This is a genomic window from Mycobacterium sp., assembly GCF_049281135.1.
Classification (GTDB): Bacteria; Actinomycetota; Actinomycetes; order Mycobacteriales; family Mycobacteriaceae; genus Mycobacterium.
Map to the genome: position 1 here is coordinate 1 of NZ_JBAPRN010000427.1, position 9,132 is coordinate 9,132.

At 65.7% G+C, this 9,132-nt stretch carries 10 protein-coding genes and 1 pseudogene; 7 read left to right on the forward strand and 4 right to left on the reverse strand.

Annotation, left to right across the window (positions count from 1 at the left end):
* Together WAN02_RS17555 and sdhC are read right to left on the reverse strand one after the other, a co-directional pair.
* On the reverse strand, nt 1-337 hold a 337-nt coding region (locus WAN02_RS17555; RefSeq protein WP_422265513.1), incomplete at its 3' end, for a succinate dehydrogenase.
* A complete protein-coding gene (gene sdhC / locus WAN02_RS17560; protein WP_422265523.1) occupies nt 334-672 on the reverse strand; it encodes a succinate dehydrogenase, cytochrome b556 subunit in 339 nt (112 codons plus the stop codon). The genes sdhC and WAN02_RS17555, both read right to left, overlap by 4 nt.
* Nucleotides 673-982: 310 nt before the next feature.
* Here sdhC and WAN02_RS17565 point away from each other — a divergent pair, with 310 nt between their 5' ends.
* Genes WAN02_RS17565 through WAN02_RS17575 form a run of 3 tightly spaced genes read left to right on the forward strand, consistent with a single transcriptional unit; the run spans nt 983 to nt 3,761 of the window.
* Entirely contained in the window at nt 983-1,384 is a 402-nt protein-coding gene (locus WAN02_RS17565) for a cytidine deaminase (RefSeq protein WP_422265525.1), read from the forward strand.
* Nucleotides 1,381-2,673, forward strand: a complete 1,293-nt coding sequence (locus WAN02_RS17570) for a thymidine phosphorylase (RefSeq protein ID WP_422265514.1) — start codon at nt 1,381-1,383, stop codon at nt 2,671-2,673. Before WAN02_RS17565 ends, WAN02_RS17570 begins: the two co-directional genes overlap by 4 nt.
* Complete coding sequence (locus WAN02_RS17575) at nt 2,673-3,761, forward strand: adenosine deaminase (protein WP_422265515.1); 1,089 nt, start codon at nt 2,673-2,675, stop codon at nt 3,759-3,761. Before WAN02_RS17570 ends, WAN02_RS17575 begins: the two co-directional genes overlap by 1 nt.
* Here WAN02_RS17575 and WAN02_RS17580 read toward each other — a convergent pair whose 3' ends face one another.
* Entirely contained in the window at nt 3,762-4,583 is an 822-nt protein-coding gene (locus WAN02_RS17580; RefSeq protein ID WP_422265516.1) for a mycofactocin-coupled SDR family oxidoreductase, read from the reverse strand.
* An 81-nt stretch (nt 4,584-4,664) separates the two neighbouring features.
* Between WAN02_RS17580 and WAN02_RS17585 the strand changes: the two genes are divergently transcribed.
* The 4 genes from WAN02_RS17585 to WAN02_RS17600 are packed head-to-tail and all read left to right on the forward strand — an operon-like array spanning nt 4,665 to nt 8,377.
* Nucleotides 4,665-5,108 (forward strand): nuclear transport factor 2 family protein, encoded by a 444-nt coding sequence (locus tag WAN02_RS17585; RefSeq protein ID WP_422265517.1) that lies wholly within the window; start codon nt 4,665-4,667, stop codon nt 5,106-5,108.
* Nucleotides 5,109-5,112: 4 nt separating this feature from the next.
* Nucleotides 5,113-6,294 carry a sulfotransferase family protein gene (locus WAN02_RS17590; RefSeq protein WP_422265518.1) on the forward strand — a complete coding sequence of 394 codons (1,182 nt, stop codon included), beginning with the start codon at nt 5,113-5,115 and terminating at the stop codon, nt 6,292-6,294.
* Between the two features lie 9 nt (nt 6,295-6,303).
* A complete protein-coding gene (locus tag WAN02_RS17595) occupies nt 6,304-7,548 on the forward strand; it encodes a hypothetical protein (RefSeq protein WP_422265519.1) in 1,245 nt (414 codons plus the stop codon).
* A 1-nt stretch (nt 7,549) separates the two neighbouring features.
* A complete protein-coding gene (locus tag WAN02_RS17600; RefSeq protein WP_422265521.1) occupies nt 7,550-8,377 on the forward strand; it encodes an oxidoreductase in 828 nt (275 codons plus the stop codon).
* Nucleotides 8,378-8,387: 10 nt separating this feature from the next.
* Here the strand turns inward: WAN02_RS17600 and WAN02_RS17605 are convergent.
* Nucleotides 8,388-9,132, reverse strand: a pseudogene (locus WAN02_RS17605) (primosomal protein); the annotation flags it as partial.

Here is a 9,132-nt window from a genome sequence, read left to right on the forward strand (position 1 = left end):
TGCGAAGGCCGTTGCCGCCGTGCAGCTGTGCCAGCCAGAGCAGCAGCAGATCCCAGGTCTGCCAGAACGGCGAGTGCCAGCGCTGCGCAACGTAGTTGAAGTCGATGCGATAGACGCCGTCCTGCCACATCAGCATCACGAACAGATGCCCGAGTGCAAGAAATACAAGGACGACACCAGACATTCGCATGAACAGCCAGGCGTACTTCTCGAAGTTGGGCATGCCCGCGCGCCGGCGTGGGGATCGCGGGTTGTCCAGACTGGCCGGCCGGTCGTGGCTGCGCTGCCGCACCGGGGCGATCTGCCCGCGGCCGAGTTGAAGGTCCGGTGAGCTCATCGGAAGTGCCCGATCATGTGCATCGCCACGACGACTCCCGCCGGGACCATCACCAACAGCCAGACGATGCCGATCGTCCACAACATCAGCCGCTGGTAGCGCGGGCCCTGTGCCCAGAAGTCGATCAGAATGACGCGGATGCCGTTGAGTGCGTGGTAAAGCACCGCGGCCACCAGCCCCAGTTCCATCAAGCCCACGATCGGTGTCTTGTACGTCGAGATGACTTCGTTGTAGGCCTGCGGGCTGATCCTGACCAGCGCGGTGTCCAGCACGTGGATGAACAGGAAGAAGAAGACGGTCGCTCCGGTGATGCGGTGCAGCACCCATGACCACATTCCCGGATCGCCCCGGTACAGGGTGCGGCGTAGCCGCCGTAGGCGCGATGATCCCTCCGGCGTAGCCGGATTCGCAGATGTCGTCGTCGTCATCAGCGTCTCCACTCTCGTAGCGACTGCAGTGGGCTACTCAATCTAGCCCCATTCTCCCGGCCGATTAGCCCCATTCTTGCGGCCGAATCGAGCACTTCGTGTCCGCCCACGCTTTTGCACGCGCAGAATCTAGGCTGGCCTTGTGAACTAGCCAACAGTGAGTGGGGTAGTCGGATGCGTTGCAGCTATGCGTGGTACGGCGATCGTGGCCGACGCGATTGATTGGAAATCGCTGCGGGACAAGGCAATCCACGCAGCTCGCGGGGCATACGCGCCGTATTCGGGGTTCCCGGTGGGCGCAGCGGCGGTGGTCGACGACGGCCGGATCATCACCGGCTGCAATGTGGAGAATGTCTCATATGGGCTAGGTCTCTGCGCCGAGTGCGCGGTGGTGTGCGCCCTGCATTCGACGGGCGGCGGCAGACTGCGCGCGCTGGTCTGCGTTGACGGCGGGGGCGCGCTGCTGATGCCGTGCGGCCGGTGCCGTCAGGTGCTCTTGGAGCACGGCGGGCCGGATCTGCTCATCGACCACCCAGAGGGGCCGCGACGGCTCGAGGTCTTGCTGCCGGACGCCTTCGGTCCGGACGACATCGCCGCTTACCGACCGGGCCGCGCGTGAATCACTTCGATGCCCCGACGGTGATCAGAACCAAACGCGACGGGGGCCGGCTGTCAGACGCCGCGATCGACTGGGTCATCGGGGCTTACACCGAGGGTCAGGTCGCCGACGAGCAGATGTCGGCGCTGCTGATGGCGGTGTTCCTGCGCGGTATGGACTACGGCGAGACCGCGCGCTGGACGGCGGCCATGGTGGCGTCCGGTGAGCAGTTGGACTTCACTGACTTGCGCCGCGTCGGCAGTCCACTGAAGACCGTTGACAAACATTCCACCGGTGGGGTGGGGGACAAGATCACGCTCCCGCTGGTGTCGGTGATCGCCGCGTGCGGGGGCGCGGTGCCACAGGCCTCCGGTCGCGGACTCGGCCACACTGGCGGCACCCTGGACAAGCTGGAGTCGATCGCGGGTTTCACCGGGGTGTTGACGAATGCGCACGTGCGACAACAGCTGTGCGATATCGGCGCGGCCATCTTCGCGGCCGGTCAGCTGGCGCCGGCCGACGCGAAACTCTATGCGCTGCGCGACATCACGGCGACCGTCGAGTCGTTGCCGCTGATCACGAGTTCGGTGATGAGCAAGAAGATCGCCGAGGGCGCCGGCGCTTTGGTGCTCGACGTGAAGGTGGGCTCCGGCGCCTTCGTGCAATCCGAATCGCTGGCTCGCGAGCTCGCTGAAACGATGGTGGCGGTGGGCGCAGAACACGGGCTGCCGACCTGTGCGGTGCTGACCGACATGAATCGCCCGCTCGGCGCGGCTATCGGCAACGCGGTCGAGGTTGCCGAAGCGCTGGAGGTACTGGCCGGCGGCGGCCCGCCCGACGTGATCGAGCTGACCGTGGGCCTGGCCCGCGAGATGCTGGAGATCGCCGGGATCGACCGGCGGGACCCGGAGCAGACATTGCGCGACGGGACCGCGATGGACCGATTCCGCGCACTGATCGCCGCACAGGGCGGGGACTTGTCCGTACCGTTGCCGGTTGGTAAGTACTCCGAAACCGTTACCGCCGCGAGAAGCGGCACAATGGGCGATATCGACGCAATGGCAGTGGGGCTGGCGGTGTGGCGGCTCGGAGCGGGCAGGTCCCGTCCGGGTGAGAAAGTCCAGCCCGGCGCCGGGATTCAGATCCACCGGCGCCCCGGAAGTCCGGTGGCTGCCGGCGAGCCGCTCTTCACGCTCTACACCGATACCCCGCACCGGTTCGCGCAGGCGATGGCCGAACTGGACGCGGGTTTCACAGTGACCGATACGCCGCCGCTCGCACGGCCACTGATCATCGATCGGATCACCTGATGACGACGCCGCTGAATCTGGAGACGATCATGCGGGCGCCGAAGGCGTTGCTGCACGATCATCTCGACGGCGGCCTGCGCCCGGCCACCGTCATCGATATCGCCGGCAAGACCGGCTACGACGGCCTGCCGTCCACCGACGCCGATGGACTCGCGCAGTGGTTTCGCACCGCGTCACACAGTGGCTCGTTGGAGCGCTACCTCGAACCGTTCTCGCACACCGTCGCGGTGATGCAGACCCCGGAGGCGTTGCACCGGGTGGCCTTCGAATGCGTGGAAGATCTGGCCGCCGACTCGGTGGTCTATGCCGAGGTGCGGTTCGCTCCCGAATTGCACATCAACCGCGGGTTGTCGTTCGACGCCGTCACCGACGCGGTGCTTGCCGGTTTCGTCGACGGTGAGAAGGCGGCCGCCGCGGCAGGGCATCCGATCGTGGTGCGGTGCCTGGTCACTGCGATGCGGCACGCGGCGGTGTCCCGCGAGATCGCCGAGCTGGCAATCCGGTTCCGCGACAAGGGCGTGGTCGGGTTCGACATCGCCGGCGCGGAGGCCGGCTACCCCCCGACCCGGCACTTGGACGCTTTCGAGTACATGCGAAACAACAATGCCCGCTTCACGATTCACGCGGGCGAGGCGTTCGGCCTGCCGTCCATTCAGGAGGCCATCGCGTTCTGCGGCGCCGACCGGCTGGGTCACGGAGTCCGCATCGTCGACGACATCGACGTCGCCGACGACGGCGAGGTACGACTCGGCTTGCTCGCATCGATCTTGCGGGACAAGCGAGTTCCGCTCGAGATGTGTCCGAGTTCCAACGTGCAGACCGGCGCGGTCGCCAGCATCGCCGAGCATCCGTTCGATCTGCTGGCCCGCACCCGATTCCGGGTCACGGTCAACACCGACAACCGGCTGATGAGCGATACCACGATGACTCGTGAGATGGCTCTTCTCGTCGACGCGTTCGGCTACGGCTGGAGCGACCTGCTGCGGTTCACCGTCAACGCGATGAAGTCCGCATTCATCCCGTTCGACGAGCGGCTGGCGATCATCGACGAGGTGATCAAGCCGCGATACGCGGTGCTGGTCGGCTAGTCACATGACGAGGTGGCCGGCGTCGACGGGAACCGCTACGCCGGTGACGTAGCGAGCCCGTGGGCTGACGAGCCACAACACGGCCTCGGTGACGTCTCGCGACTCGACCAGCGGCACGTCGGGCAGCAACATCTGCGAGACCGCCGGATTCGGATTCTCGGTCATGCCATTTATCACGAAGTCGTTGATGATCATCGGTGTCGCGACACCACTGGGGTTGACCGAGTTGACCCGAATCTTGTGTGGCGCATACGCGTTCGCCGCCGATCGCATCAGGCCCACCACGCCGTGCTTGGACGCGGCGTAAGCGAACATCGCGGCGCTGCCGTCACCGCCCCGACCGGTCAGGCCTTGCGATGAGCTGACCAAGACGACCGACCCGCCGCGTCCCTTGCGGATGATGGAGGGCACCGTCGCCAACATCGTGTGCCAGACACCCGTGAGGTTGGTGTCGACGATCGTGGTGAACACCGGTTCGGCGCGCGTCGCCGAGTCACCGATCGCCACCACTCCGGCATTGGCGATGACGATGTCGATGTCGCCGAGGTCGTCGATGCCGGCCTGCACGCCCGCCTCCAACGCGGCGAGGTCGCGGACATCGGCGACGACGGGCACCACCTTGCGCCCAGTGGCCTGCACCAGCCGCGCGGTTTTGTCGAGATCGGATTTGGTCGACAGCGGGTAGGGGATCGCGTCGATATCGGCGCAGATGTCGACCGCGATGATGTCGGCGCCCTGCTCGGCCAGTGCGACGGCGTGGCTGCGGCCCTGTCCGCGCGCCGCGCCGGTGATGACGGCGACGGTGTTGTCCAGTTCACCCATGACCGGAAACGTACCTGGCGATTCGTCCCAAAACGACGGAGACTCGGGGCGGTTCTGCCAGGATTTCGGGGTGAGTACGACATGAGTGACAGCGACCGGGAAATCACCAACCTGATCTACCACTACGCCGAGATCCTCGACGGCGGCGACTTGGACGGGGTGGCCGAACTGTTCGCGCACGGGCGGATCTGCGGCGTCGAAAACGGACCACCGGAGACGGTGTTCGAGGGGGCTGCCGGCGTGCGGAAGATGTACGAGATGGCCACCCGGATCTACGAGGACGGCACTCCGAAGACCAGACACAACACCAGCAATGTGCAGCTCTGGATCGACGAGGCCGAGGGCACCGCGCGCAGCCGGTCCTACTACACCGTCACCCAGGCCACGCCCGACCTGCCGTTGCAGGTGATCGTGACAGGGCACTACAAGGACACGTTCCGCCGGCTGGACGGTGTGTGGCGGTTCGACAGTCGCATCATGTTCGTCGACCAGGTTGGCGATGTCAGCCAGCATCTGAAGTTCTGACCGCGTGGAGCCCTTCGACCCTGCCGCCGTGCTGGCCGATGCGCAGCGCAAGGAGTCGCTGACCGACTGGGGGCCCGGGGATTTCGAGCATTCGTTGGGTGTGCTGCTGGATGACTACGCCGCCGCGGACCTGAACGCGATCGGCGTGCTCATCCTGCGTTCGGGCATCGTGCACAGCCTGCGGATGCGGTTGCGTACCCAGGAGTGGATTCGCCGTCACCCGGAGATTCTGCAGGAACGCATCGCGGCACCGACCGTCGTTGTCGGGATGATGCGCAGCGGCACCACGCTGTTGCAGCGACTGCTGGCCGCTGACCCGCGGTTCAACTGTGCGCACGGCTGGGAGGTGGTCGAGGCCGCGCCCCGTCTCGACCACCAGTTCTCCGGCGTCGACCCGCGCATCGCGATCAGCGAAGCGCGCGAAGCCAAGTCCCGCGAACTGGCGCCGGACTTGTTCGTCATTCACCCGATGTATGCGCGGGAGGCCGAAGAGGAGATCGTCTTCCTGGCCGACGCGTTCTTGTCACATGTGCCCGAATCCGGCACAGATCTTCCGCATTACCGGTCCTGGCTCGACGAGCAGGACTTCACACCGGCCTACGACTATCTGCACCGGATGCTGCAGTTTCTGCAGTGGCAAAAACGGCAACGAGGCGAGGCCGCGGCGCGCTGGGTGCTCAAGTCACCTGCCCACCTCGGCTATCTGGACCTGCTGCGGGCGCGGTTCCCAGACCTGCACATCGTGCACATGCACCGCGACCCCCGTACCACGATCGGTTCGGGGGCCAGCCTGAACGCAACCCTGCACGCGATGCACGCCGACACCGTCGACCTGAACCGGGTGGGCGCGCAGTGGTTGCAGCGGATGGGCTGGACCAACGATCGCGCGATGGCGGTACGCGACAACTGGGCCTCCGAAGAAGGAAGTGCGCCTGCCCGGGTCACCGACATCGGCTTCGACGATGCGGTCGCGGACCCGATCGGACAAGTGGCCCGGGTGTACGACGCCATCGACCTGCCGCTGACGGCCGAGGCGGAAACGGCGATGCGGCTCTGGCTGAAGGAACGTCCTCGCGAGGCGGCGCGGCCACCCTACACCTTGCGCGATTACGGCCTGCTTCCAGAACAGGTCGACGAGCGTTTTGCGTTGTACAACAAACGTTTTGAAGAGTACATCGGGAAGTGAGGAGAGCTTATGGTAACCGACCCGGTTGCAACGGCAGCTCAGCACGAACAGGAACTGGCGGCGCTCGATCTGATCGAGCATCCAGTCGTGAAGGCGGCCTATCAGACTGTCGCCGAGACCTGGTTGGGTCGGGCGAAGGCATCCGAAGCGATGCGCGAGAGGTTCGACGACGCGTTCGCCGAGGTGATGTTCTCGGCAGCCGTATGGTCGTCCAACCAGGACAAGTTGCGACCCAAAGTCAGTTGCATCACCCGGCTGGCACATCCGGTGGACGGGCGTCGAATCCCCGGATCACGTTGGGGCATTGACAATCCCGACAGCGTCTATCGGGTGATCCCGATATCGGGTGACGAACGCTACGAGATTCACGGCCGGGTCGGCGACCATCGCATGACCGAGAACTACTTCACGCTGTGGGACGCCCACATGGGCACCGTCGACGTGCTCAACGGCCGCACCATGCAGGTGGACTCCGACGGCAACTTCACCATCACCGTCGACGCCGACCCCGCCAACGGGCGGCCCAACCATGTACGCAGCACCGCTGAGGCGCACGAGTTCTACATCCGCGATGTACTGCTGGATTGGGGCCGTGACGACCCGAATCACTTTGAGGTTCAACGTCTGGGCGGCTCACCGGGAACGCCCGCGCGAACCCTCGACGAGCAGGCCGAGGCGACTGCGGCGATGATGGCGCACTTCGCGGACTTCACTGGAAAGCTCAGCCACGGTGTGTACAAGATGCCGCCCAACCATTTCAACCTGGCGTGGTCGGCGGACAAGGTCGGCGCGATGCGCAACCAGGTCTATGTGATGGGCCGCTTCGATCTCGCGGCGGACGAGGCGTTCGTGATCGATGTGAGCGACGGCGGCGCCGAATACTTCACCGTTCCATTGAGCAACATCTGGGGCACCACGCTCGATCTCGTCGACCGGACCGGCAGCCTGAACAAGGCTCAGTCGGTCGCCAACGAGGACGGCAGCTACACCTACGTCATCTCGGCCGACGATCCCGGTGTGGCGAACTGGATCGACTCCGATGGGCTGCGAGAAGGCATCCTGACGCTGCGGATGGCCGAGTTCGGAAAGTCAGGCCCGCGTGAGGATCTCGGCGCTCGTGGACGGGTGATCAAGCTGGATCGGTTAGATGCCGAGGTGCCACATCTGCCGCGAGTGAGCGCCCAGGAGCGGACCATTCAGCTGGCCGACCGGCGTAAGGCCTATCTGCGGCGCCTGCCTGAAGGGACGGCCTGAGATGGCCCGCTGGTTGATCACCGGATGCTCCACCGGCTTTGGGCGAGAGATCGCCCACGCGGCGCTTCAGGACGGCCACCGCGTGGTGGTGACTGCGCGACGGGGCGAGGCGGTGCAGGACTTCGTCGAAGAGTTCGGCGACCGCGCCGTCGCCGTCGCGCTCGACGTGACCGACGCCGGCCAGATCGCGGCGGCGGTCGCGGCCGCGGAGCAGGCGTTCGGCGGAATCGACGTGCTGGTCAACAACGCCGGTCACGGCTACTTATCCGCGGTCGAGGAAGGCGAGGACGCCGAGGTTCGAAAGCTGTTCGATGTCAACTACTTCGGTTCGGTCGACATGATCAAGGCGGTGCTGCCTTCGATGCGGGCCCGGGGTTCGGGGCACATCGTCAACATCTCGTCGATGACCGGCCTGGTGGCCAACCCGCCGAACGCGTACTACTCGTCGACGAAATTCGCGCTGGAGGCGGTGACCGAGGCGCTGGCCACCGAGGTGCGGCCGCTGGGCATCAAGGTCACCGCCGTCGAACCGGGCGCTTTCCGTACCGACTGGGCGACGCGATCGATGAAAGAGTCCGGCCAGCCGATCGCCGACTACACGGACGTGGCGGCGCGCAAGGACCTGATCAAGCAGTTCGCCGACCACCTGCCGGGCGACCCGCGCAAGGTGGCCGAGGCGGTGCTGATGGTGACCAAGCTCGACGAGCCGCCGCTGCGGTTGCTGCTGGGCCGCGACGTGCTCAAGGCGATGCGCGACAAGATCGCGGCGATGTCGGCGTCGATCGAAGAGTGGAAAGCCGTCACCAAGGATGTGAACTTCCCGGATTAGCCGGCTGAGGCTATTCGCGCCTCAGCCGCGACTCCACGAACCGCTCCAGTTCCTCGTAGGCCTGCACGGCTTTGGCGTACGGCGGCTTCGGCCTGCTCACCGAGTCGGGGTCCACGACGTAGGCCACCAGCCGGCCTAACGCCTGGTCGGTCTCGAGCGCCTCGTCGACGGTGTTCTCCTCGGCGTAGTCCCCGACATCGCGAAGGAACTCGACGGCCAGATCCAGCTGTTCACGATCCACCTCGTCCGGCCCGTGCGCGAGATCGTCGGCCAACCCGGTCAGCACGTAGACGTTGTCGTCGGTGATATCGACGTGCAGCGAGCCATCGGTGGCCGCCGTGCGGATGTCGGCATACGTGCTCAGGTCGGACAAATCGTGGTCGTGTTCATCGGCGAGGTATCGGGCCAGGGCCCGCTCCGAGCTGAACACACTGATTCGTCCGTTGCGGCCCAAGAAGATTGGCCGATCGTCGAGGTAGCAGCGCAGCGAGTAGAACGTGCCGGCACTGGTCATGATCCGGATCGGGTCGATGCCGACCTTCACCCAGAAGTCCTGGTCGGCGCCGAGCACCACGTCGTCGCCGGTGGCCCGGGTCGGCGCGTCGTCCTGCGCCGCGGTCTCGGCTTCCTCGTCAGGCGTCTCGGGCTCGTCGGGGGTCTCGAGCTCTTCTTCTTCGACCGGTTCGGCCAGCTCGGCCGCGGCGGCGTCCGACACGGCGCTGTCTACGTCCGGGGTGCTGACGATCTCCTCGACG